Below are 23,316 nucleotides of genomic sequence, written 5' to 3'. Positions count from 1 at the left end.
CTTATAAATCGTCCACTTCGGCCACCACAAACGTGCTGCCGCCAATAAAAATTAATTCGTTTTCTTTTGCCACCGCTTTTGCTGCATTTACGGCTTCCATTACGGTATAATATTTTTGCCCCGAAAGCCCGTTATTTTTAGCCAGCGTAAATAGATCATCTGCCGGCAAAGCCCGCGGAATATTTGCCTGGCAGAAATAGTAAGTAAATTCGGTTGGTAGTAGCTGCAGAATTTTGGTGATATCCTTGTCGTTTACCGCCCCGAATACAAAATGCACTTTGGGCATATCGAGCCGCTCAATCTGGGCCAAAACGGCTCTCAGGCCGGCCTCATTATGACCGGTATCGCAGATCGTAAGCGGTTTTTCGTTCAGTACCTGCCAGCGGCCTTTAAACCCGGTTAATTCCTGCACGTTCATCAGGCCTTCCCGGATATTGTATTCCGAAATATCGTAGCCCTTTTTCCGAAGTTCTTCCACCGTCATTAAAACGCCCGGCAAATTGAATTCCTGGTAACTTCCAAGCAAACTCAATTCCAGGTTCGATAAATAAACCCGGTCGCCCTCATAAATATCAAACGTGCGGGCCTCTAACGTTACATCCGGATTAATGACCTCTAATTCCTGATCGGCAAAAACGATCGGGGCATTCACCGCTTTGGCTTTTTGATTAAAAACCGCTACCGTTTCCGATTGCGTCTGGCTGATCACGACCGGAACCTGCGGTTTAATAATGCCCGCTTTTTCGGCTGCGATCTCGGGCAAACTTTCTCCCAACAAACTCTGGTGATCGAAACTGATATTGGTGATCAGGCAAACTTCCGGCGTAATAATATTGGTAGAATCGAGCCTGCCACCCAGACCAACTTCAATCACAGCAATATCTACTTGCTCTTCCACGAAAAATTGGAAGGCAAGCGCCACGGTCATTTCGAAGAAGGAAGGCTTAATTCTGGCAAACAGTTCCTGGTGTTCTTGTACAAATTGCACCACTTTATCCTTCGGGATCTGGTGACCGTTTATGCGGATGCGCTCGGTAAAATCTTTAAGGTGAGGCGACGTGTAAAGCCCGGTTTTATAACCCGCACTCTGCAAAACAGCGGCCAGCATATTCGAGCTGCTGCCTTTGCCATTGGTGCCCGCCACATGCACGCTTTTAAATTTGCGCTGCGGATTATCCAGGGCCTGGCAAAGTGCCAGAATATTATCCAGGCTTTTATTAAAAGCAGCATTGCCGATGCGGTGAAACATCGGCAATTGGGCATACATATATTCCAGGCATTGTTCGTAGGTCATCGGGGTTGCCAGTTTAAAAGCGGTGCAAAATTACGGTTATCCGCGCAAAACGCTATCGTTTTAGGGTAAAAAAGTCAATAAGCTGATTTTCTTAATACCCTGTCATTGAAAATGCTGGTGCGAGCTTGCAGCTCATTACCTGATTTTTTAAAAGAATACAAAACGCTATGGTTGTCAGGTAAAAAAGTCTGAAGGATAATTTCTGACGAAAAATTCGTAAACCGAAAATATTTGTAGTCAGATAACAGGAAGAATCAGTCAGCAAATAAAAAAGCCCATCCCAAAAGACAGGCTTTTTTAAAATTTTCAAAAACGAACAACAATAACGAACAACGGGTTTAGCGGGCGCTGATAATAAAGGTGATCGTTCCGCTGGCTCCCGTAGTGGCAACACCACTGGCGTTGGTCGGGCTCAGGGAAGATTTAAAAACGGCGTCGCGGTAAAGCTTGGTTAAAGCCGGAGAAACGTTGCTTTCCCGGACTTCGCAGCGGGTAATAGCGCCATCTTCGTCTACTTTAATATCGAAAACAATGCGGCCGCTTTCGTTGGAATTATCGTTTGGTTTCGGTGGACGGTCGAAGGCCCAGCCTGGCATGTTTAAGCTACCGCCGTTGCCGGGGCCGCCTTTGCCGGGTTTCCCGTAAAGCGCTTTGGCATCCAGCGTTCCTTCCGGATTTCCCTGGTCGCCTACTTTGCCCGGACGGTCGCCGTTGTTGTTGCCGGTAGCTTCGTTGCTGCTGCCAGCTGTTCCGTTACCACCAGTCTGGGTAGAAGATTTTCCCGGATAAAGTGATTTCGGTTTTTCAACAGCTTTCACTTCTTCCTTCTTCTCTTCTACTTTTTTCGGCTTTTCAATTTCTTTTACGTTTACGCCGGTTTCTTCCACGCCCGTAATTACCCGATCAGGAGTGGCTTCCACCGCTTTTTGCTGCACTTGCTGCTGCACCGGTTCCGGGGTCGGTTCCGGAGTAGCTGCGGCCGGGCGGCTGTCTTCTTTGTTCGGCGAATCGTTGGCCGGCGCCGTGGTCTGCACATCACCAAAACCTTCTTCACCAATAACGCCGTAATTCAGCTCGATCCCGGAACCACCTTCCAGCGGCGGGTTCGGCCCTTTGAAAACCATCAGGAGGAAAATAGCCAGCAAAGCGCCGTGGAAAACCACGGTGCCGATGAGGCCATAATTCCGGTAATCATTTTCTTTTGAAGCTAACATAATTTATTGTCCTTTTTCAGCCTGCGTGGCCATTACCATTTTTACTTTCAGCTTATTGCCGATTTCAAGGATGTCCACCAGTTTCTGAACGTTCAGCGATGCATCCACACGTAATACAACGGTTGGCTGATCGATTCCGTTCACTGCCTGCGCCAAAGCGGATTCTAAATTTTCCGGCGAAACCGGTTGTTTATCTACAAAATATTCGCCCGCGGCATTAACCGAAACCGTAACCGGCTGCTTTACCATCTGCACATCAGATTTGGCATTCGGCAGCATCAGTTTGATCACGTTCGGGTTCACCATGGTAGAAACGATCAGAAAGAACAGCATCAGAAAGAACATGATGTCGTTCATGGAGCCCGTTTCTACGTGCGACGATATTTTGCGTCTGCGGCTAAAATCCATTTTATTTTGGTTGTTCGTTGTTCGTTGTTCGTTATTCGTTGTCCGATTTCAGCAGGAATCTTAAAACGAAACGAACGGTTTAAATTTATTTTTAAAATTGAAAGTGCCAATACCAGCATCGTCTACCAATATCAGCACTTTCTTATCCTGATTACTTAATCACGCATCGGCACCTTAAATAATCAGCCCATTAACCTTAATTATCCTGCAACAGGTCAGTAAATTCGATGGCGTAATTTTCCATCTTAAAGATCACGCGCTCTACCATCAGGCTTAAATAATGGTAACCAATGTGCGCGATCATACCCACAATAAGGCCGGCTGCAGAAGTTACCATTTTGGTGTAAAGACCACCCGAGATCTGCGCAATACCGAAATCGCCGGTGGCAGAAATGGCGTAGAAAATTTTAATTACCCCGATGATCGTACCCACGAAACCAAGCATAGGCGCAATACCGGCAATAATACCGAGCACGTTAATATTCTTTTCCAGTTTCGTGATCTCAAGCTTACCTACGTTCTCGATAGAAGTTTCGATGTCTTTTAAGGGGTTACCAATCCGGCGGATCCCTTTTTCGATCATGCGGGCAATAGGCGTGTTGGTTTTTGCACACAGCATTTTGGCGCCGTTCAGGTCGCCCTGAATTACCTGGGTTTTTACGGCCTGCATAAACGGTTCGGGATCGGGTAATGCTTTTTTAATGGCAATGTAACGTTCTACCATAATGTAAATGGCAATCACCGACATTAAAATAATCGGCAGCATCACCCAGCCACCCTGAATGATCAGATCGAAAACGGAAAGTCCGGAATCGGCCCCGGTAACAGGTGCAGCGGTTGGAACGTTGGCTGAATCGGGAGTAAGAGAAGTAATCTGTAAAAGAATCGGGTTCATGTTAATAATTAAGTATCCAGAGTGCATTTCCGTATTTTTTGCGCAGTTCGGGGAGTTTCGCAGCCGCAGTTTCCATATTATCGAATTCGGCCACCGAAACGCGGTGCAGCTTACTCATGCCGTTGGGAAGCATCACTTCCGCCTGATCGGCACCTTTGGCTGCCAGTTGTTTCTTGCTGCGCTCAGCATTTTCCAGGGTACTGAATCCGCCGGAAATGATGAAATAACGGCCGGTAGCTTTTTTAATTGTAGCAGCTTCAGCATTTACTTTCGATTCTGGTTTGGCTACTACTTTTTCTGTTGATTTTACTACCGATTTTGTTTCTGCTTTGGCAACCGTTGCTTTAATTTCGGGTTTAATAACCACCGCAGTTTTAACTTCCGCGCTTGGTTCGGCAGTTTTGGCGGCCGTTTCCATAGCGTTTTCTGCTTTTGCACCCAGGCTTACTTCGCGGGTTGGCAACGGTTTTAAAGCAACAGGTTCTGCCGCGGCAACCGCTTCGTTCTTATAAACCGTATTATCGTAATCTGCTTCCACGGCCGCCACCGATTCTTCCTCCGGCGTTACCGGCAAGGTTTCAAGCTGTTGGGAAAAGGCTTCCGCCACTTTTTCTTCCGAAAAAGCTACCGTTTCCGAAGTCTCCCCAGTTTGCTGGAATAAAGCAACCGGGTTCAGCGAACTTAAATTGTAATCAGATTGCAGGGAAACGTAATAGACCATGGCCACCGTTAAACCGCCGGTTAATACCGTGGCAGCAACAGTTCCATATTTCCGCGCAAAAGCCGATAAGCCTTTTTTGCCGGCCGGAACCGGCTTGGGCGTAACTTTCTGGCGAACAGCGCGCAAAGCGGCAGCTTCTTCGGCAATTACCGGGCGGGCCACCAGCTCTGGTAAACCAAAACTATGGGCATTATAATTCTCAGCTTCCAGGTATTCGAACTCCAGCTTATGCTCGGCGTTGTAGCGGAAAATTCCGATGCCCTGCAATTCGAAACGTTTGTTTTGCGTGAGTTCGCTTTGCATGTTGCCCACGAACTGCGCCACCATTTGCTGCGCTTCCGGCGCCGAAACCCGCAGGTGCTGCGCCAGGTTACTGATCAGCAACCCGTCGTTATGCTTCAGTTTTTCGTTGAAGGCAATTTTTTTGCTCGGCGGCGTAAACGTATGTTTTACCGGGTGAATTTTTGCCGCAGCATACTGCGCGATCAAACCACCGAAATCGGGAATGATCACGCAATCGTGGTCGTGTAGTAAATCCTGGATCTGTTTGAGAACCATAAAAAGCTTTAGAATGTGTAAGTTATGCCGCCGATCACGTTAAAACCTTTGGTCGGGTAGTACACGAAACGCTCGTATTTCTTGCCCAGAACGTTATTCAGCATTACAAATGTTGAAAATTTTTCCGAGATTCTATAATCTACTTTCAGATTCAGGTCCACAATATTATCAGATTCTAAAATTGCTGCACTGCCTAAACCGCGTTGGATCTTCCCGAAACTACTGCCAATATAGTAAAGTTCGGCGTTAAACAGAATCTTCTTATAAAGATTATAACTTCCGAAAACACTGGTCATCAGGCTCGGGCGGTAAAAAGGCTGCTCCAGCAAATTCAGGCCACCATAATTGTTATAATCCATCTTCACCCCGAAACGGGTTTTATCGGCGCGGTTGTAAATTACTTCGCCGTATAAGTTCAGCAAAGAAGTCGCTTCATCGTCGTATTGCAGCACGAACCGCGAAGAATCCATTACCGAATGGTTGAAGAAGTACAGGTTTTTCAGGTTCTGGTAAGAAGCCCGGGCCGTAAACTGCACATTGCTGGCCAGACTTCCGGTAATTCCGCCGTACACTTCAATTTGCTTATCGGTGTTGCGAACGTCTAAACCTGGTCGCTGAATCTCAGCAAGCCCATTAAAACTCGAACTTAGCCACGGATTTTCGCGGGTCAGGCTATTTACCGTTACTCGCTGCAAATCGCCGCCCAAACCACCAAATAAGATCAGCTTATTCTCAATGGCTTCAAAACCTACGCGTATGGCCGGGTAGAAATTCAGCTTGTCGCCGCTCTCCACCTTATCGTCCGCGTAAGCCAGCATTGCTCCTACCGAAATATCGAGCTTGTCCAGATCCATCTGGTAGCTCGGGCGAATGCGGAAGAATGGGCGCGAAACTTTACCGGCGTCGTTATAAGAAATGTAAGAAAAATCGGTAAACAGATTAACCCGAGAGGTTTTACCTAAATAGTAATCCAGGTTCAGGTTAGCAAAACCATCGAATTCCGAAGCGTCATAATCGTCGGAAAAGTATTTAACTCCGCCGCCTAATTTATACTGCATTTTAGAACTGGCTTCGAGCAGGTTGTTCAGGTAAGCCTCTGCGCCAATGCGGTTAAAGCTTTGTTCATCCAGACGAGTCTGCCCTTCTGGCACCAAATTGCGGTTATAGCCATAAAAATTATACCCGTCGCGCTCGTAATTGGCCCGGCCGCCAATGGTAAAGTTACCCAGGTAGCTTTCGCCGTGCGCACCAATTTCCGTGTTGCTCACATCTGAGTCCTTTACCGGGCCATTGGAAGAAACGTGGCTGATATTGCCGCCAAAAGAAGCTTTATCGTCGCGCTTATTATGGAAATAACCTTTTAAATACGGCGTGGAATAGTTACCAAAGCCAGCTTTCACGTAATTGCCATACAATTTCGGCAGATCTTCCTGGCGAATAGTTAGTACGCGCACCGAAAGGTTCACATCCTGGTCGGCCAGTTTATAATCGTTGAAGCGGTACGTTACTTTGTTGGTTTTCTTCTCCGGCGGCTCGATACGGAATTTTTCATAGTTACGGCTGGCCTCCGGCAACTCGATCACGCGGTTTTTTTCTACCACAATTTCGGTGCTTTCCAGTCTGCCGTCGTTGTTCCAGCCTTTTTGTGCAAACGCCTGAAAACCTGCAACCGGCCCGAAAGCAAGCAACATGGCTATTCCGGTAATTTTAAATGTATTTCTCATCGGATCGTATCTCCTTCCGTCGCGTTTAAATTCTTTTTGGTTTTCTTATCGTTCTTTCCCTTGGCATCGTCCGCAGGTTTGGCAGTATTATCCAGCGCACCTAAACGAGCTTTGGCCAGGTCCTGCACTTCTTTAAAAGGAGAGTTCTCGATAATGGAATTAAGCGTAGCCCGCGCCTGGAAATTTTCGCCCTGCGCGGCATAGTTATCAGCAATAATAATGAAGGCACGGCCTAACCAGTATTCGTAGTTGGCATAGTTCTCCGTCATTTTATAAGCCGCATCGGTAGATTCCTTGTAGCGTTTCTGCTTGTTCAGGATCTCGGCGATCAGGTATTGGGCTTCGGCGCCGTTCTCGTCGGTTGCCGTTAAGGCCGCTTTCAGCTCGGTTAAAGCGTTTTCCATATTACCCTGCGCATACGAAGCTTTTCCTTTATACAGCAGCGCGGTATTGGTAGCATTCAGCGTCGCGTTACCGGTATTGAGCAGGTCGTTGGCAACTTTGCGGGTGTTCTCATAATCGGTAGCCTGGTAATAACTTTTCAACATGCCAAGCATAGCGTTTGCCTGCTCGCGGCGGCTCGAAGAAATATCGCGCAGGCGGCTGTAGTACTTCAGCGATTCGCTGTAGTTCTTATTCTCGAATTCCAGGTCAGCTACTTTGGCAATGGCCTTGCTCACGTATTCGGTCCGGTTTTCGGCCACCACTTCTTTCAGTTTTTTAAGGGCAGTGGCTTTATCGCCGGTGCGCAGGTAAGAATCAGCCAGGAAATAACGGGCATCTACCGCCAGTACGCTGTTGCCATAAGATTTCAGATACGCTTCAAATTTCGGGATCGCAGACTTGTAATTTTCCTTGAAGTACAGGTTTTTAGCTGCTTCGAACTCAACGCTTTCCAGGGCTTCGCTGGCTGGGTTAGCCGACTTGAATTTAGCCAGGTAGGCATCAAATTCTTCGCTGCGGTTTTGCGAGTTCAGGGCTTCCTGCAACGAGTAAAGCGTACTGTTAGCTACCTTGGAATTCGGATAATTGTCGAGCACCTTTTTAAAATCGGCAATCGCTTCGTCGTACTTTCGAAGGTTTACATAAGCCACCCCCCGCTTCTGGATCGCATTCGGGATCAGCGAGCTTTGCGGACGGTTATCGATCAGGTTGGTGAAACCGGAAATGGCCGGCGCATAGTTTCCGTTCTCAAAATCAAGCACCGCTTTCTGATACGTTGCATCGTCGGCATAACGCGATTTCGGGAAATTATTAACCAGAGATTGCAGGTTTTTGGCAGCCTCTTCTTTCCGGCCCATTAAACCCAGCACTACGCCTTTCTGGAAATACACGTAATCCTTATCCGGAGAATTGGAAGCCAACACTTTGTCGTACAGATTCAGGGCCTGCTTATAATCTTTCTCCACGTAATAAGTATCCCCCAGGCGCATGGTAGCGTCCATCAGGTTCGGGTTATTATCCCGAACGGAATTATCGTTAATATAAGCTTTAAAATGCGTTTGCGCTTTGTCGTACTGCTTATTGTTGTAATACGCATACCCAATTCCGTAACGCGACTTCACGTAGTAATCGGTTTTGTTGGCATTACTTGTCCGGAAAACGGCCGCGTAACTATTGGCAGCATCGTCCCAGCGCTGGGCAATGGAATAAGCTTCGCCTTTCAGGAAATAGCTGGCCGCGCGGATCTCCGGGTCGTAATTATGCTCCAAAGATTTGTCGAGCAAAGCAACTGCTTCCTGGAATTTACTATCGTTGAAATAATTTACCGCCTGGTAATAGGTTACGCGCTGATACGTTTCGTTGATCCGGGGCGAACGGTTACTTAGTTTTTCAATGTGGCGGATCGCTTCCAGGTAATTGTTCGAATTCAGGTAAGATTCACTCAGAATATCATCGGCTTCATTTCCCATTTTCGAGTTCGGGAACTTCTTATTGAAATCTGAAAGCGAATTGATCACTTCCCGGAAATTACCGGTTTCGTAATTAAGCTGTGCATATTTTATAGAAGCCGCTTCCGTAACCGGTTTATCGAATTCCTGGATGCGGGCCTGGTTAAAAGCCGTCAGAGCGTATTGCTTGTTGTTATCTTTCAGGTAGCTCAAGCCCAGATGATACGCCGCATTCTGCCCCAAAGAATCTTTCTGCAAAGCCACATCCTTAAAGTTTACGATTGCCGCTTTATAATCTTCGGTTTTGTAATTGGCATAAGCGATCTTATACTGCACGCCGTTCTCAATATTTTTCCGGCCTTTGGCATAAGCGTTGAAATATTTGGCAGCGTTCTTAAAATCGTTCTTCTTAAAATAAGCATCACCTATCAAAAGCTCGATCTCATCGGCATTTTGGGGAACCGGTTTCTGGGCCAGCACTTTTTCGCCGTAAGAGATCACTTCGTCAAGGCTGCCTTCTTTGTAAAGGATCTGGGTTAGCAGGTAAGGCACCACGGCGCGGTACGCTTCGTTCTGTTCGGCGGTACGCAAGTCGGTTTTAGCGCTGGCATAATCGCCGTTGCGCAGGGCAATGTAACCGGCGTAATAGCTCGATGCATAGGCATATTTGCGCGAACCGCCTTTATTGCGGTCGAACAAAGGCTTGGCTTTATCGAATTTCTTTTCGGCAAAATACGCGTAGGCCTGCTTGAATTCCGCTTCGTGCTTTTGCTCTTCGTCCAGGTTTTCTTTCGGTACTTTTTCCAGGTACTCGATCACCTTGTTGTAGTTCTTTTTATCGAAATAAAATAAACCCAACTGGTAATAAGCCAGGCCGGCTTTAGGGTGCGTCGGGTATTTGGTGGCAAAATTCAGGATCAGTTTTTCAGCATCCGGATGAAGCAGGTACAAACCGCTAACGGCGTAATAATACTGCGCGTCAATGGTTTTGGTATCGTCGCCGATCAGGCTGATATATTTGGCGAAAGCTTCCTGAGCAGCCCCATATTTTTCACGGTCGAAGAGTTCGAGGCCTTCGTGCAGGTAACGTTCATCGTTGGTAAAAACCTGGGTGTGCTGCGCTTCGGCAAACGGGGCGGCACCACCCAGCAAAGCAGAAGAAAGGATAATTTTCTGGTATAACTTCATATTAGAATTTTAATCTTAAACCTACACTTGGCAGAATTGGCAACTGGTCCACGCGCTGCGAAGTAACGCGGTCGAAGTAAAAAATATTTTTGCGGTTGTAAACATTCACTATATCAGCATTGATCTCTAAAACGGTAGCGTTTTTAAGCTTAAAAGTGCGTTTGGCCGAAATATCGAGCCGGTGGTAATAAGGCAGCCGTTTCGAATTTATTTCGCCGTACAGAATACCAAGTTCTCCGTTTTCGGTGGTAAGATCCGTATCGATGCCGCCGTTCAGGTTGCGTTCGTAAAAGCCCTGTGTGGGCGTAAACGGGAAACCGGAACCTAAATTCCAGCGGGCGCTTACTTCAAACGCCTTTTCTTCGCCAAACATGTAAGTGCCTAAAATATTGGCATTGTGGCGGCGGTCGAAGTTAGTCGGGTACGTGGCTTTGCCAAAGGTGCGGTCTACTTTGGCTAAGGAATACGCGGCCTGTAGCATGGCGCTGCTGCCTTCGTATTTCACTGCAAAATCTATACCCTTTGCAAAACCGGTTTCTACCAGGTAAGGCGCATCTTCGGTAAAAATGCGGTTGCTGTTTATGTTTACTAACTGGTTGAAGTCTTTCACGTAAGGCTCCACGTTTACGGTTATATTTTGGGTAAGGTCGTATTCCAAGCCAAACATGGCGTGGCGCGACTTCTGCAACGGGTTCTCAACCGCATTGCCTTCAGCATCTTTCAACGATTCGGGCGACGATAAGAAACCGGCAAATAAATTCACGACGTCGCGGTCGGAACGGGTAGATAAAAAGTTCTGGCTGAAAAAGCCACCGGCAAATTTGAAACGTAATTTTTCCGAAATATTGTATTTAAAACCCAAACGCGGCTCCGGCGACATTTGCGCCAGCGAAGCGTAATAATGCAAACGGAAACTCGGTTCCAGCACAAAAAGGTCTTTCACCAGGCGATATTTTACAAAACCGGCCATTTCGGTATTGTTCTGTTCCTCGTTCAGGGCAACGCCGGTAGGCGTTTCGGCTACAAAGTCAGTTTTATTACCGATCACCGTAATTCCGTATTTCAGTTCGTTCTGGTTAATGAAATAAGTAAAATCCAGCCCCAGGTTAAAGCCATTGATCTTGCTGTTTCGCGGTTGTCCGCTTGGTTCGGTAATGGCAATGTCGTAGTTCGAATAAGCAAACAAGCCGTGGATCATCATGGAAGCCGAAGAGGGAAGTATGATAAAATCGGTACCAAAACCGTAAGAGTCCCAGGCAACGGCCGATTTCTGTGCCAGGTTTACCCGGTCGTTAAAATTAAAACCGAATACGTTCATTTTGTTGCCGTTCTTGGAATTGAAGGAAACCTTGCCGTAGAGATCGGTAAAATTATAAGGCAGCCCGCTGGAATCGGCGTAGCTATACAAAGTTTTGGAAGTTTGCTCCAGGTAAGAAGTCCGGCCGCTGAGAATGAACGAAGAATTGCTCACGCCATCTTTTGGTTTCGAGAACGGCCCTTCCAGCACCAGTTTAGAAGTGAATGGGTTGGCCGAAAATACGCCACCGAATTTTTTCCGGTTCCCGTCGCGGGTGGTCACATCCATTACAGCCGAGGTCCGGCCGCCGTATTCGGCATTGAAACCACCGGTATACACTTCCACGTTGCGCAGAATATCGGTATCGAAAACGGAAAACAAACCAATGCTATGGAACGGGTTGTAAATGATCATGCCATCCATCAGGAACAAGGTCTGGATTGGCGTACCACCCCGGATGTAAAGCTGCCCGCCCTGGTCGCCGGTAGAAACCACGCCGGGCACAGTTTGCAGGTACTGCGCCAGATCGGGTTCCCCACCAATGCTGGGCAGGGACGTAATTTCGCGCGGCGTGATCTTTTCAACGGCCACATTCACGGTCGTTTTTTTCTCGGCACGGCTGGCGCTCACCTGCACTTCTTTTAAAACCACATCAGCAGCTTTCAGGTACAGTTTCTGGGTTATGATCTCACCGGATTTTAGCGTGATCGGCATTTGCAGCGAATCGAAACCCATGGCGCGCGGCACCAGCATATAATTGCCCGGCTGAACGCGGGTGATGGAAAAATAGCCATTCACGTCGGTCTGAGCACCCTGTACGAGCTTACTGCCGCTAAAAAGCAGCACGTTGCTGTAAATAATGGGTTCCCCGTTTTTTTCATTGTAAAGAAATCCACGGACTTCGGCGGTTTGTGCCCAGGCAGCCGGGCCGCTTACTAAACAGAAAAGGAAAAGGCAACGAAACCAAATGTTTTTAAGTAGCATTACTTCAGGATTAAAAATCAAAATTAATAAAATCCCTGAAAGCAGGAAGCCTAATCCTTACCTTTTCCGCAAAATGCCCGCTTCCGAACGACCTCGTTAGGATGTTATTTTTCAGATCGCTTCGATCCGGGAAACGCTATCTTTTCAGGCCTGAAAAGTCATATAAATAAAAGTAGCGTAAGGTTTAAACTCAAGGCTGCATTTTTCTTCTGGAAACGCTATGATTTCCAGCCGAAAAATTCGCAGCAAGAAAAAAACCTTCCAGGTCTCAAAGACCTGGAAGGTTTATATCGGAAAAACGCTATGGTTCCCGGCAGGAAAAGTGGCAACTATATTTCCTGAACTTCCGGCACCGGATGCAGAATTTTAAAAACCAGCTCTTTCAGAATATCGGCATCGGTCATGTTGCCACCTTCAATGCCTTTGCTTTGCAGATCGGCTACGCGAATAAAATGAATGATCTGTTTGGTTCTCGGGTAGCCGAAGGTGCGCATCGCATTCAGGTAATCTTTGGCAAAAAAAGCATTCACGCCCAGCGCTTTGGCAATGCCGCCATCGCTTTTATCTTCGGCAAAAAAACCGGTAAGCACCTTGCTGAAAAAACCGAAAAGCAAACTCAGATTCGGAATTACCGGGTTGGCTTTGGGGTTCGCTTCGAAATAATTGATGATGCGGTTGGCTTTCAAAGCATCGCCGTTTATCAGCGCCGACTGCAGCTCGAAAATGTTAAAATCCTTGCTGATCCCGATGTTTTCCTGCACCAGTTTTTCATCGATCGTCTGCCCTTCTTTTAAATTAATGGTCAGCTTATCGATTTCATTCGCCTGCCGCGAAAGATCCGAGCCAATGTATTCGGCCAGCATCTGCACCGCTTTGGGACTGATCTGCAGCTTTTTCTCTTTGATGTAATTGTTGATCCACGCCGGGATCTGGTTGTCGTAGAGTTTTTTGGTGGTGAGCATCACCGCATGCTTGCTCATGGTTTTGCTCAGCGATTTGCGGCCATCCAGGCTTTTATGCTTGAACGCAAACACCAGCACCGTGCTCGGCAAAGGATTCTGCAGATACGCTTCCAGCGCTTTGATGCCGTTCTCCTTTTCAATATCCGGAATGCTTTGCGCTTCTTTTACAATCACCACGCTGCGTTCGGCCATCATGGGGTAGCGTTTGGCCTGGCTCAGAATGGTCAGCACATCGGTATCTTTACCGTACAGCACCACCTGGTTGAAACCCTTATCCATTTCAGAAAGCGCATTTTTCTCGATGTAATCCGAGATCAGATCGATGTAATACGGTTCTTCGCCCTGCAGGAAATAAACCGGCGCGTATTGGTTTTGCTTTAACTTCTGTAATATTTCGTCGGCGGTAAGAGCGGCCATTTTTTAAATTTGAAGATTTGGAAATTTGAAGATTTGGAAATGGTTTTTTGGGCGGAAAAGGATAGCGTTTTTAAAACGATTAAGTATTAATATGAATTCTTTTTTTCACCAAGAAATAAACTATTAAGCTATAAGTTAAAAGAGTGCCTAATATTGAAATTAAGGAAAGAACTAAAATAAAAATAAATCCACTCAATAAGTGTCCAGAATGATAATTTCTGTATAAAAATATAATCAAAAAAACTAACCAAATAATCGAATTTATTATAGTTGAATATTTCAAAGCGATATTCCATTTAGTTTTTTTATCTAAAATATCATGAACCATAATATTTCCACTAATCCAAAGCATAATCGGAAATACTAAAAATAAACCTATAATAGAATCCAAGTAAACTGCTAAAGTCCCCATTAAAGGCAATCCTCCGCCAGTAACTATAGCCAAAAAATACAGAGAAATAAAAAGTGCAGCCAATCCAAAAGGAAGCCCTACTAGTAATGAAATCAGTCCACATTTATTTCTTAAAGTCATTTAGTTTACATTCAATTTAATCTGAAGTGAACAAAATTACCGCAACTATAATGAAGGAACAAGCGAAGACTAATATCTTTGCCGGATAATTGCGTTCGAACCTTGGCCAAAACGCTATGCTTTTACGGCCAAAAAGTCGAACCTACGAACCTCGAACCTACGAACAATCGAAAAAAAATGGATTTTATAGAAGAATTGAAATGGCGCGGCATGTATTTCGACGCCATGCCCGGCACCGATGAATTACTGAAAAGCGAAATGGTAACCGGCTACATCGGCTTCGACCCGACCGCCGAATCGTTGCACATCGGAAACCTGGCTACCATTATGTTACTGGTGCATTTGCAGCGCGCCGGCCATAAACCCATGGCTTTGGTAGGCGGCGCCACCGGTATGATCGGCGACCCAAGCGGCAAAGCGGCCGAACGCAGCTTCCTGAACGAAGAAACCCTGCGCGCCAACCAGGAAGGCATCCGCAAGCAACTCGAGAAATTCCTCGATTTTGAAGCCAGTAAAAATGCCGCCGAAATGGTAAACAACTACGACTGGTTCAAGGATTTCTCTTTTTTAGGTTTCCTCCGCGACGTAGGCAAACACCTGACGGTAAACTACATGATGGCCAAAGATTCGGTTAAAAAACGCATCACGGCCAGCGAAGAAGATGGTCCGGCTTCCGGCCTCTCCTACACAGAATTTACCTACCAGCTTTTGCAGGGTTACGACTTTTACCACTTGTACAAAAACAAAAACGTAAAACTGCAAATGGGCGCCTCCGACCAGTGGGGCAATATCACCACCGGCACCGAGCTGATCCGCAGAATGGACGGCGGCAAAGCCTTTGCACTTACCGGCAACCTGGTTACGAAATCAGACGGCACCAAATTCGGTAAATCGGAAGGCGGTAACATCTGGCTGAATCCGGAAATGACTTCGCCGTACAAATTCTACCAGTTCTGGCTGAACTTAAGCGACGAAGAAGCCGAAAAACTGATCAAAGTTTACACGCTGCTTTCCAAAGAAGAAATTGAAGCCATAACCGGCGAGCACAAAGAAGCGCCGCATTTACGTGTGTTACAAAAGGCCTTAGCCAAAGACGTCACCACGCGCGTGCATTCCGCTTTAGATTATCAGAGTGCCGTAGATGCTTCGGAAGTTTTATTCGGCAAAGGCGATATCAACACGTTGAAAAGCCTGAACGAAGCCACACTGCTTTCGGTTTTTGAAGGCGTGCCGCAAATTGCAATTTCCCGTACCGATTACGAGGCTACGCCAACCGTAAGCGACCTGCTGGCAACAGCTTCAAACGGCATTATTTTCAAAAGCAAAGGCGAAGCCAAGCGCATGATCGCGGAGAACGGCGTAAGCATCAATCGTGAAAAAGTACAAAACGCAGAGGCCACTTTAGAATACGAATTGCTGCAAAATAAATATTTGGTGGTTCAGAAAGGAAAGAAAAATTATTTCCTGATATCGGTAAATTAAGCTTCACAAGGGCATTTAAAGCAAAAAAGGCGGTTTCTTTCGAGACCGCCTTTTCTGTTTAATGAGATGAGGTGATGATTACTTTTTACCGCCTTTAGCAGCTGGAGCAGCAGCCTTTTTAGGAGCAGCTTTCGCTTTTGCAGCAGGGGCAGCAGCAGTACCAGCAGCGCTGTTTTTCATATCCTGAACCTCTTTTCTGATCTCCTGAGCCATATTTTTCAGGTCTTGCATGCCTTTACGTACACGAGTACCGGCAGCAGAGTTTTGCTTATCGTAGAATTTCTCGAAATCAGCTTCCAAACCCATGATCAGGTCTCTTACTTGGCCAAAATTGTTCTTGCTCATTAGTGCGTTTGTTATTGGTTAAACATTAATATTTGATTGCTCTAATATACATATATTATGAATACAAGCAAATAAGGCACTTTTTTTTTATTAAAATGAGCAAATTATTTTAGGCGGTAACGGCAGTCTTCGAGTACAGACCCTTATCTAATTTAGCTGCAATTTTCTCGAAAGCATCAATGGTCTCTTTTACATCGTCCAGCGTGTGCGCAGCCGTTGGGATCAGGCGCAGCATGATCACGTCTTTCGGCACTACCGGGTAAACCACGATCGAGCAGAAAATATTGAAATTCTCTCTTAGATCAAGCGTTAAAGCAGTAGCGTCCGGGATCTGGCCAGCCAATAATACCGGCGTTACCGGCGAAGTAGTGGTGCCCAGGTTAAAGCCTTTTTCACGCAGGCCGCTTTGCAAGGCATTAACCACGGTCCATAACTGTTCTTTCAGTTGCGGCTGGGTTTTTAAAAGATCCAGACGTTTCTGCGCACCAATAACCAAAGGCATCGGCAAAGATTTGGCAAAGATCTGCGAACGCATGTTGTAGCGCAGGTAATCGATCACGTATTCTTCCCCGGCCACAAACGCACCGATAGAAGCCATCGATTTGGCGAATGTAGAGAAGTAAACGTCAATGCCATCCTGGCAATTTAAATGCTCACCTACCCCGGCACCGGTTTTACCCATAGTTCCAAAACCATGCGCATCGTCCACGAATAAACGGAACTGGAATTTATCTTTTAAAGCAATGATTTTATCGAGCGCGCCAATGTTACCGCTCATGCCAAACACACCTTCGGTAATAACTAAAATACCGCCGCCGGTTTCATTAGCCAGTTTTGTAGCCCGAACCAATTGTTTTTCCAGGCTATCCATGTCATTATGCTGGTACACATAACGTTTGCCCTGGTGTAAACGCAACCCATCAATAATACAGGCGTGCGATTCTGCATCGTAAACAATTACGTCGTGGCGATTGCAAAGCGCGTCAATAATAGAGAGTACGCCCTGGTAACCGAAGTTCAATAATAAGCCGGCTGGTTTGCTTACAAATTCGGCCAGGTCTTCTTCCAGCTTTTCGTGATGGTTGGTATTCCCTGACATGATGCGGGCACCCATAGGCGTAGCCATGCCGTATTCTGCCGCAGCTTCCGCGTCAACTTTACGCACTTCCGGGTGATTAGCTAAACCCAGATAGTTATTTAAGCTCCAAGTCAAAACTTCTTTTCCGCGGAATTTCATGCGAGGAGCAATTTCACCTTCCAGTTTCGGGAAAGTAAAATAACCGTGTGCATAATGTGAGTGACTGCCCAAAGGACCGCGGTTAGCCGCTAACTTTTCAAAAATATCCACTGTCTATACAGGTTAAAATGTTGGAAATTAGATAATTGCGATACAGCATCACGCATGTAGGGCAAAATGGTGCGCAAATTTAACCTTTATCTCAGCTAATTCCAACCTTAATACAAGCCTTTACTTTTTACTTTGAAAAGAATACCGTTTCTTTGAAACTTCATTCAGAACTGAGTTTTCATTAAAAATAGCATGACTAAAATCAGAAAAATTTTAGTGGCCAACCGCGGCGAAATTGCCTTGCGCGTGATGCGTTCGGCCAAAGAAATGGGCATTAAAACGGTAGCGGTTTACTCCGAAGCCGACCGTCAGGCGCTGCACGTACGCTACGCCGACGAAGCCGTTTGCCTGGGCGGCCCGAAATCTGCTGACTCTTATTTACGCGGCGATAAAATTATTGAAGTTTGCAAGCAGCTTGGTGTAGATGCCATTCACCCAGGTTACGGTTTCCTTTCCGAGAACGCTGGTTTTGCTGAGATGGTGAAAGCCTCCGGCCTGATCTTCATTGGTCCATCGCCGGAAGCCATTACCTTAATGGGTAGCAAACTGGCCGCTAAAGCTGCTGTTGCCAATTACAACATTCCCATGGTTCCCGGCACCGCCGAAGCCATTACCGATATTCCGGCCGCTAAAAGAATTGCTTCCGAAATCGGTTTCCCGATCCTGATCAAAGCCAGCGCCGGTGGTGGTGGTAAAGGCATGCGCATTGTGAACGACGAAGAAAGCTTTGAGGAGCAAATGCGCACCGCCGTTTCCGAAGCCGTTTCTGCATTTGGCGATGGCGCCGTGTTCATTGAGAAATACGTAGGTTCGCCGCGCCACATCGAGATCCAGGTTTTGGGCGATACGCACGGCAACATAGTGCATTTATTCGAGCGCGAATGTTCTATTCAGCGTCGTCACCAGAAAGTAATTGAAGAAGCACCGTCGGCAGTTTTAACTCCCGAAATTCGCGAAGCCATGGGTAAAGCCGCGGTTGACGTAGCGAAAGCTTGTAATTATTACGGTGCCGGCACGGTAGAATTCCTGATGGATGAGAACCTGAACTTCTACTTCCTGGAAATGAACACACGCCTGCAGGTAGAGCACCCGGTTACCGAACAAATTACTGGTTTAGACCTGGTAAAGGAACAGATCAAAATTGCCGAAGGCGAACCGCTTGCGTTTAACCAGGAAGACCTGAAAATCAACGGCCACTCGTTGGAATTACGTGTTTACGCCGAAGATCCGAAAAACAACTTCCTGCCCGACATCGGGAAATTAGTACAATACAAACGTCCGCAGGGCTTGGGCGTGCGCGTGGATGATGGTTTTGAAGAGGGCATGGAAATTCCGATCTACTACGACCCTATGATTGCTAAGCTGGTAACGTTTGGCAAAGACCGCAACGAAGCCATCGAAAAAATGCTCCGCGCCATCGACGAATACCAGATCACGGGCATTGAAACCACGTTATCGTTCGGGAAATACGTGCTTACCCACGAAGCCTTTGTTTCCGGCAATTTCGACACTAAATTTATTGAGCGTTATTTCACGCCCGATGTGCTGAAAGAGCACACCAAAACCAATGAAGTAGAAATTGCCGCTGCCTTAGCCGCCCTGCTCATGGACAAGAAAAAGCCGGACGTAAAAGCCAACGCCGAAGCTTCCGCCGTAGCCACATCGAACTGGAAAAAGAACCGCCTGAACTAAAAAACGCTATGGTTTTAGACTGAAAAAGTCTGGAAATAACTTTGAATTTTAACCGGTGAAGTTTTAAAAACCTCACCGGTTTTTTTATTAGCAAACGCTATGGTTTTGGCCCTAAAAAGTAAAAGCCCCGGAAATAATTTCGGGGCTTTTTATTAAAGATCTATGATTGATGAACGTAACTTTTATTTCCATCCTGCAAGTTTAGGCGCAACCGTAACTTGCGACAGACATTATACCAGATCGAACAGATCTTTCACGCCTACATTCCGTTCTACTGTATATCCTTCGCCAAACTCCACGCCTATTAAATGACCAAAATCGCGGGCGCGTGCTTCCAGGAATTTCATAAACTCGGGGCTTGAAATATAGGTATTTGGTTCATTGCTGTTCGGGTCGAAGAACTGCGAACGGAACGCTTTTATGGCTTCCGCTTTCTTTTCCCAATGCGCCGAAATATCGACTACCAGATCGGGCGTATGTCGGCGGTCCTGAATGTAATGGTACATGTTTTTCGGGCGCCAAGCCGCTTGTTTTTCGCCATTATCCCCTACCGTTTCTATCATTTTCAACCCCGAAAGAAAACAACTTTCCGAAACCAGCACTGAACCCCGGCCATGATCGGAATGGCGGTCAGAAATTGCATTCATCAGCACAATTTCCGGTTGATATTTTCTGATCGCCTGAATAACTTTCAACTGATGCTCCTGATCGTTCCGGAAAAAGCCATCGGCCATGCCCAGGTTTTCCCGCGTATGAATTCCCATGATCCTGGTAGCTGCTTCAGCTTCCTGAGCCCGGATCTCGGGGGTTCCCCTAGTGCCTAATTCGCCGCGCGTAAGATCTACAATGCCCACTTTTTTACCCATAGCAATATGCGAAAGCAAGGTGCCGCCGCAGGACATTTCAGCATCGTCGGGGTGAGCAGCAAAAGCCAGGATATCGAGTTTCATCGTTTCAGAATTAGCAATTATTAACGGATGCGTAAACTACGGCCTAATTTCAAGGTGGTTTTACCTGAAATCCCGTTCAGGCGCATGATCTGGGACTGCGACACGCCGTACTTGCGTGCAATTTCAGAGATCGTATCGCCGCTGCGCACTTTATGGTAGGCGGTGCGGCGGGCACTCGTGGCGCTGTTCCGGCTTCCGCTTTTCTTGTATTTCAGCGCCGAATTGTAATAATTGAACAGCGCTGAAGTAATGGTAAAATCTTTAGCGAACAGCTTATAATCCGGGAAATCATAAATTTTTTCCGGATCGATCGGGTTGCCTTCGTAACGCACTTCGTAATGTAAATGCGGACCGGAACTGCGACCGGTGCTGCCGCCTAAGCCAATTGCTTCGCCCGCTTTTACAAACGTACCCACGTTTACCAATGGCCGCGACATGTGTCCGTAAAGCGTTTCCAAGCCGTTGTAATGGCGCACCACAATATAATTACCGTAGCCGCCGCCATCCCATTTCGAGATCCGGATCACCCCATCGAAAGCTGCATAAATGGTATCGCCGGTATTCAGGTCTATATCCGTTCCATAATGCCAGCGGTAACCCCGGAAACCAAAATCAGAGGTGATCGGGGTTTTCTCTAAAGGCATTTTAGCGAAACGCTTTTTCTCGGGTTCTTCCAGGTGAATGTGCAGCGTATCTTTAATATTGCGACCGTCTTTGCGGTACGGGTTAATGTTGTGCGTATCCCAGATGGCATAATAGCCGGCCACTTTAATCCAGGTACTGTCTATAAGCACTTCTTCCGACATTTCCACGATCTGCTGTTCACCCAGATCGAGCGTGGAGGTATCTTCGCTTACAATGGAAAGTTGTTTGCTCGGGTTAAAAAACACCGAATTTTCCGCATCAGATGAATCTTCCGGAAATTCGTCGTATTCCACCAGAATGGCCGTATCGGGGCGCACGTATTGAATTTTCGGCGCTTTGATCTTGAACATATCTTTCCGGGATTTGGGCGTGTTTTTAGCCGGAGTGGGTTTAACAGGTGGTTTCTTTCCCTGCGCCAAAACAGAAAAACTGCATAGCATCAGTAAAAGAAGTAAGGTTAAGCGGGCAGAATAAGTTTGCATTTAATAGATTTAATAAGCCCCGGGAAAGATCCGGCGCCGTTAGCATTGTGGTTTTAAGCTTTGCATTACAACTGGTAACACAAATTTCTTAGTATGCTTTAAACCAGATTTCAATTAATGAATTCCCTGAGCAGCTAGGTAACGTTCAGCATCAAGCGCAGCCATACAACCCGAACCGGCAGCGGTTACAGCCTGGCGGTACATAAAATCCTGTACATCGCCGCAGGCAAAAACGCCGTCGATGTTGGTTTTAGAAGTTCCGGGAATTGTTCGCAGATACCCGTTTTCGTCATGCTCCAGGTATTTCTTAAATATGTCGGAATTGGGCTGGTGACCGATCGCAACAAAAAATCCCTGCACCGGGATTTCGCGCATTTCGTTGGTTACCAGATTTTTTACGCGTACGGCATTTACAACATCCGTACCTAAAATCTCGTCGGTTACGGTATTCCACAGCACCTCAATATTCGGCGTATTTTTTACGCGTTCCTGCATGATCACGGAAGCTTTCATTTCGTGACGGCGCACGATCATGTACACTTTCTTGCACAGGTTTGCCAGGTAAGTAGCTTCTTCGGCAGCGGTATCGCCGGCGCCTACAATGGCTACGTCCTGGCCGCGGTAAAAGAAACCATCGCAAACCGCACAAGCCGAAACACCGTTGCCGTTCAAGCGCGCTTCCGATTCCAGCCCCAGCCACTTAGCCGAAGCGCCGGTAGAAATAATTACCGTATCGGCCGTAATCACTTTATTGCCGTCGATGGTTACTTTATGGGGTTTGCCGCTGAAATCTACTTCTGTAGCAATACCGTAGCGCACATCAGTGCCAAAACGCTCTGCCTGCTTTTTAAAGTCTTCCATCATCTGCGGGCCGTTAATCCCATCCGGATAACCAGGGTAATTCTCAACGTCGTTGGTTATAGTAAGCTGCCCGCCGGGCTGCAGGCCCTGGTAAAGAACGGGGAATAAATTAGCGCGGGAAGCATAAATTGCTGCAGTATAACCTGCTGGTCCTGAACCTATTATTAAACATTTAACGTGTTCTGTTTCAGTCATTATCGTGTTTGGTAATTCTTTCAATTACAATATTACAAATTAATGCGAAACCTTCCGGCATTATCCGGTTTCCTTCACACTTTTTCTGGCTTTTACCCTAGCGTTTTAACCTTAACAATCCGCTAAAGTGGCCATATTCTGCATCTTTTTTTAGGTTTGCGAACATTCCTGAGAATAGCATTTTAGGTTTTCTGCCACAAAGAAAGACGCAAAACAGCGTCTCACTTCCAAAAGGCTTTCCCAAAATCAGGACATAAAAAAACCCGACATTGCGGCCGGGTTTTTCGGGTAATATTGCTACCGTTTTTGATTAACCTAAATACGGTTTCAGGGCTTTGCTGCGGGAAGTGTGGCGTAAACGGCGGATCGCTTTTTCTTTGATCTGGCGTACGCGCTCACGGGTTAAATTGAACTTCTCCCCGATCTCTTCCAGCGTTAAGGAATGCTCACCGTTCAAACCAAAGTAAAGCGTAATTACGTCGGCTTCACGTTTGGTTAAAGTAGATAAAGCACGCTGCACTTCTTTGCGCAACGAGTCGTTCATCAAACCGGTATCCGGCGATTCTTCGTCTTCGTTTTCGAGTACGTCTAATAAACGGTTTTCTTCCCCTTGCACAAAAGGTGCATCTACTGATACGTGGCGGCCGGAGATCTTCAGGGTATCAACTACTTCGGAAGTGGTTAATTCTAAAACCTCGGCAATTTCTTCCGGAGAAGGCTCGCGCTCAAATTTCTGCTCCAGTTCAGAGAAAGATTTGGAAATTTTATTCAGGGAACCTACACGGTTCAGGGGCAAACGCACAATACGGCTCTGTTCGGCCAAAGCCTGCAGAATAGATTGGCGGATCCACCAAACGGCGTAAGAAATGAATTTAAAACCACGGGTTTCGTCAAAACGTTTGGCCGCTTTGATCAGACCTAAGTTTCCTTCGTTAATTAAATCTCCCAACGATAAGCCCTGGTTTTGGTACTGTTTGGCTACCGAAACCACGAAACGTAAGTTCGCTTTGGTTAGTTTTTCCAGCGCAAACTGGTCCCCTTCTTTTATCCGCTGCGCTAACGTTACTTCTTCGTCAGGCGTAAGCAAATCCACTTTACCAATTTCCTGCAGGTATTTATCCAGCGACTGGCTTTCGCGGTTAGTAATTTGCTTACTGATCTTGAGTTGTCTCATTGGGGTATTGCTCTAAAAATATTATTTTATTTATAATGGTAAAATCGTTTCCGGTT

17 protein-coding genes and 1 pseudogene are annotated in these 23,316 nt (G+C 46.5%); 2 read left to right on the top strand and 16 right to left on the bottom strand.

Annotated elements, in window-relative coordinates:
* Position 1 precedes the first annotated feature (1 nt).
* From I5M27_RS07785 to I5M27_RS07740, 10 genes are all read right to left on the bottom strand, one after another.
* Positions 2-1,294: a bifunctional folylpolyglutamate synthase/dihydrofolate synthase gene (locus I5M27_RS07785; protein ID WP_200505635.1), complete on the bottom strand. Its 1,293-nt coding sequence runs from the start codon at positions 1,292-1,294 to the stop codon at positions 2-4.
* A gap of 338 nt (positions 1,295-1,632) precedes the next feature.
* The gene (locus I5M27_RS07780; RefSeq protein ID WP_200505634.1) at positions 1,633-2,508 is read right to left on the bottom strand and encodes a hypothetical protein; all 876 of its coding nucleotides are present in this window, start codon (positions 2,506-2,508) and stop codon (positions 1,633-1,635) included.
* Between the two features lie 3 nt (positions 2,509-2,511).
* Complete coding sequence (locus tag I5M27_RS07775; RefSeq protein WP_200505633.1) at positions 2,512-2,916, bottom strand: ExbD/TolR family protein; 405 nt, start codon at positions 2,914-2,916, stop codon at positions 2,512-2,514.
* Positions 2,917-3,112: 196 nt separating this feature from the next.
* Positions 3,113-3,811, bottom strand: coding sequence for a MotA/TolQ/ExbB proton channel family protein (locus tag I5M27_RS07770; protein WP_234462439.1), 699 nt, complete (start codon positions 3,809-3,811; stop codon positions 3,113-3,115).
* A 1-nt stretch (position 3,812) separates the two neighbouring features.
* Entirely contained in the window at positions 3,813-5,090 is a 1,278-nt protein-coding gene (locus I5M27_RS07765) for an HU domain-containing protein (RefSeq protein ID WP_200505631.1), read from the bottom strand.
* 8 nt (positions 5,091-5,098) lie between these two features.
* Positions 5,099-6,814 (bottom strand): TonB-dependent receptor, encoded by a 1,716-nt coding sequence (locus I5M27_RS07760; protein WP_200505630.1) that lies wholly within the window; start codon positions 6,812-6,814, stop codon positions 5,099-5,101.
* Positions 6,811-9,894 (bottom strand): tetratricopeptide repeat protein, encoded by a 3,084-nt coding sequence (locus I5M27_RS07755; protein WP_200505629.1) that lies wholly within the window; start codon positions 9,892-9,894, stop codon positions 6,811-6,813. Before I5M27_RS07755 ends, I5M27_RS07760 begins: the two co-directional genes overlap by 4 nt.
* A 1-nt stretch (position 9,895) precedes the next feature.
* Positions 9,896-12,175 (bottom strand): TonB-dependent receptor, encoded by a 2,280-nt coding sequence (locus I5M27_RS07750; RefSeq protein ID WP_200505628.1) that lies wholly within the window; start codon positions 12,173-12,175, stop codon positions 9,896-9,898.
* A gap of 329 nt (positions 12,176-12,504) precedes the next feature.
* On the bottom strand, positions 12,505-13,554 hold the full coding sequence (holA, locus tag I5M27_RS07745) for a DNA polymerase III subunit delta (RefSeq protein WP_200505627.1): 1,050 nt from the start codon (positions 13,552-13,554) through the stop codon (positions 12,505-12,507).
* Between the two features lie 79 nt (positions 13,555-13,633).
* Entirely contained in the window at positions 13,634-14,086 is a 453-nt protein-coding gene (locus I5M27_RS07740) for a hypothetical protein (protein ID WP_200505626.1), read from the bottom strand.
* A gap of 177 nt (positions 14,087-14,263) precedes the next feature.
* Between I5M27_RS07740 and tyrS the strand changes: the two genes are divergently transcribed.
* A complete protein-coding gene (gene tyrS / locus I5M27_RS07735; protein ID WP_200505625.1) occupies positions 14,264-15,568 on the top strand; it encodes a tyrosine--tRNA ligase in 1,305 nt (434 codons plus the stop codon).
* 168 nt (positions 15,569-15,736) lie between these two features.
* Here the strand turns inward: tyrS and I5M27_RS07730 are convergent.
* Positions 15,737-15,913, bottom strand: a pseudogene (locus I5M27_RS07730) (histone H1); the annotation flags it as partial.
* Positions 15,914-16,022: 109 nt separating this feature from the next.
* Positions 16,023-17,261 carry an aminotransferase class I/II-fold pyridoxal phosphate-dependent enzyme gene (locus tag I5M27_RS07725; protein ID WP_200505623.1) on the bottom strand — a complete coding sequence of 413 codons (1,239 nt, stop codon included), beginning with the start codon at positions 17,259-17,261 and terminating at the stop codon, positions 16,023-16,025.
* Positions 17,262-17,453: 192 nt separating this feature from the next.
* On the opposite strand from I5M27_RS07725, the gene accC reads away from it, so the two are divergent.
* Entirely contained in the window at positions 17,454-18,953 is a 1,500-nt protein-coding gene (gene accC / locus I5M27_RS07720) for an acetyl-CoA carboxylase biotin carboxylase subunit (protein WP_200505622.1), read from the top strand.
* A 230-nt stretch (positions 18,954-19,183) separates the two neighbouring features.
* Here accC and bshB1 read toward each other — a convergent pair whose 3' ends face one another.
* From bshB1 to I5M27_RS07700, 4 genes are all read right to left on the bottom strand, one after another.
* Entirely contained in the window at positions 19,184-19,903 is a 720-nt protein-coding gene (bshB1, locus tag I5M27_RS07715; protein ID WP_200505621.1) for a bacillithiol biosynthesis deacetylase BshB1, read from the bottom strand.
* Between the two features lie 20 nt (positions 19,904-19,923).
* Positions 19,924-21,030: a M23 family metallopeptidase gene (locus I5M27_RS07710; protein ID WP_234462438.1), complete on the bottom strand. Its 1,107-nt coding sequence runs from the start codon at positions 21,028-21,030 to the stop codon at positions 19,924-19,926.
* Between the two features lie 114 nt (positions 21,031-21,144).
* On the bottom strand, positions 21,145-22,086 hold the full coding sequence (trxB, locus tag I5M27_RS07705) for a thioredoxin-disulfide reductase (RefSeq protein ID WP_200505620.1): 942 nt from the start codon (positions 22,084-22,086) through the stop codon (positions 21,145-21,147).
* Positions 22,087-22,396: 310 nt separating this feature from the next.
* On the bottom strand, positions 22,397-23,260 hold the full coding sequence (locus I5M27_RS07700) for a sigma-70 family RNA polymerase sigma factor (RefSeq protein ID WP_026464485.1): 864 nt from the start codon (positions 23,258-23,260) through the stop codon (positions 22,397-22,399).
* Positions 23,261-23,316: the final 56 nt, after the last annotated feature.

This window comes from Adhaeribacter terrigena, from assembly GCF_016623615.1.
Lineage (GTDB): Bacteria > Bacteroidota > Bacteroidia > Cytophagales > Hymenobacteraceae > Adhaeribacter_A > Adhaeribacter_A terrigena.
This window is presented reverse-complemented; position numbering and strand designations above follow the sequence as displayed.

Excerpts from the sequence above, each read along its gene's own strand:
- I5M27_RS07780 (WP_200505634.1), bottom strand. The coding sequence starts at position 2,508 with ATGTTAGCTTCAAAAGAAAATGATTACCGGAATTATGGCCTCATCGGC.
- bshB1 (WP_200505621.1), bottom strand. The coding sequence starts at position 19,903 with ATGAAACTCGATATCCTGGCTTTTGCTGCTCACCCCGACGATGCTGAA.
- I5M27_RS07710 (WP_234462438.1), bottom strand. The coding sequence starts at position 21,030 with ATGCAAACTTATTCTGCCCGCTTAACCTTACTTCTTTTACTGATGCTA.
- I5M27_RS07700 (WP_026464485.1), bottom strand. The coding sequence starts at position 23,260 with ATGAGACAACTCAAGATCAGTAAGCAAATTACTAACCGCGAAAGCCAG.
- accC (WP_200505622.1), top strand. The coding sequence starts at position 17,454 with ATGACTAAAATCAGAAAAATTTTAGTGGCCAACCGCGGCGAAATTGCC.
- I5M27_RS07785 (WP_200505635.1), bottom strand. The coding sequence starts at position 1,294 with ATGACCTACGAACAATGCCTGGAATATATGTATGCCCAATTGCCGATG.
- I5M27_RS07750 (WP_200505628.1), bottom strand. The coding sequence starts at position 12,175 with ATGCTACTTAAAAACATTTGGTTTCGTTGCCTTTTCCTTTTCTGTTTA.
- holA (WP_200505627.1), bottom strand. The coding sequence starts at position 13,554 with ATGGCCGCTCTTACCGCCGACGAAATATTACAGAAGTTAAAGCAAAAC.
- I5M27_RS07740 (WP_200505626.1), bottom strand. The coding sequence starts at position 14,086 with ATGACTTTAAGAAATAAATGTGGACTGATTTCATTACTAGTAGGGCTT.
- tyrS (WP_200505625.1), top strand. The coding sequence starts at position 14,264 with ATGGATTTTATAGAAGAATTGAAATGGCGCGGCATGTATTTCGACGCC.
- I5M27_RS07760 (WP_200505630.1), bottom strand. The coding sequence starts at position 6,814 with ATGAGAAATACATTTAAAATTACCGGAATAGCCATGTTGCTTGCTTTC.
- I5M27_RS07765 (WP_200505631.1), bottom strand. The coding sequence starts at position 5,090 with ATGGTTCTCAAACAGATCCAGGATTTACTACACGACCACGATTGCGTG.
- I5M27_RS07755 (WP_200505629.1), bottom strand. The coding sequence starts at position 9,894 with ATGAAGTTATACCAGAAAATTATCCTTTCTTCTGCTTTGCTGGGTGGT.
- trxB (WP_200505620.1), bottom strand. The coding sequence starts at position 22,086 with ATGACTGAAACAGAACACGTTAAATGTTTAATAATAGGTTCAGGACCA.
- I5M27_RS07770 (WP_234462439.1), bottom strand. The coding sequence starts at position 3,811 with ATGAACCCGATTCTTTTACAGATTACTTCTCTTACTCCCGATTCAGCC.
- I5M27_RS07775 (WP_200505633.1), bottom strand. The coding sequence starts at position 2,916 with ATGGATTTTAGCCGCAGACGCAAAATATCGTCGCACGTAGAAACGGGC.